The following is a 569-nucleotide window of genomic DNA, read 5'->3' as shown; positions in this document are numbered from 1 at the left end:
AACCCGCTCGCTGGCGTCCGTCAGGGCGGTGTCCGCCTTTTCAAGAAACTCCCGGACCGGATAATCCTGACCGGGCGTGAAGTGGTCCCTTATGACCAGCGATGGGGAGTAACAGTCAGTCTCCTGCCCATCGGGCCAGCGCACACGAAAGGTCATTTCGGGCATGGTGAAAGAACTCCTGAAGCAATGGCATCGGTGCGCGACCGCGCCGCCAGACGCCGGTATGCGGGGAGGTGCCGACTGGCGACATGGCCCCAGTCGAAACGGCGGGCGGTTGCGGGGCCGCTAGCCCGGAAGCGTTCGCGGTTTTGGGCGCCAAGGGCATCCCGCAAGGCCAGAAACAGGGTGTCGGGGCGCGCTAGGTCGCACCACAGCGCATCTGCCCGCGAAAGATGCTCGGTAAAGGGCGCGATTTCCGGCACAACGACTGGCGTGCCACACGCGAGCGCCTCCAGCGGGCACAGGCCGAACCCTTCGGTTACGGACGGATAGGCCAGCACATCCGCCTGCCGGTAGAAGGCGGGCATGTCCTCATCCGCAACCGGCCCGGTGATGGTGACATGATCGGC

Annotated in this window: 2 protein-coding genes; both read right to left on the bottom strand. The window is 65.4% G+C overall.

From position 1 onward, the window contains the following. A partial coding sequence (locus tag HNW77_RS17290) for an MSMEG_0570 family nitrogen starvation response protein (RefSeq protein ID WP_172159330.1) occupies nt 1-165 on the bottom strand: 165 nt, incomplete at its 3' end. Next, nucleotides 153-569, bottom strand: a 417-nt coding sequence (locus HNW77_RS17285; protein ID WP_172159328.1) for a glycosyltransferase, incomplete at its 5' end; no start/stop codon positions are given. The genes HNW77_RS17285 and HNW77_RS17290, both read right to left, overlap by 13 nt.

Source organism: Komagataeibacter melomenusus (assembly GCF_013155395.1).
Classification (GTDB): domain Bacteria; phylum Pseudomonadota; class Alphaproteobacteria; order Acetobacterales; family Acetobacteraceae; genus Komagataeibacter; species Komagataeibacter melomenusus.
Note: the sequence above shows the minus strand (reverse complement) of the source record. Positions and strands in the feature narration are given on the sequence as shown.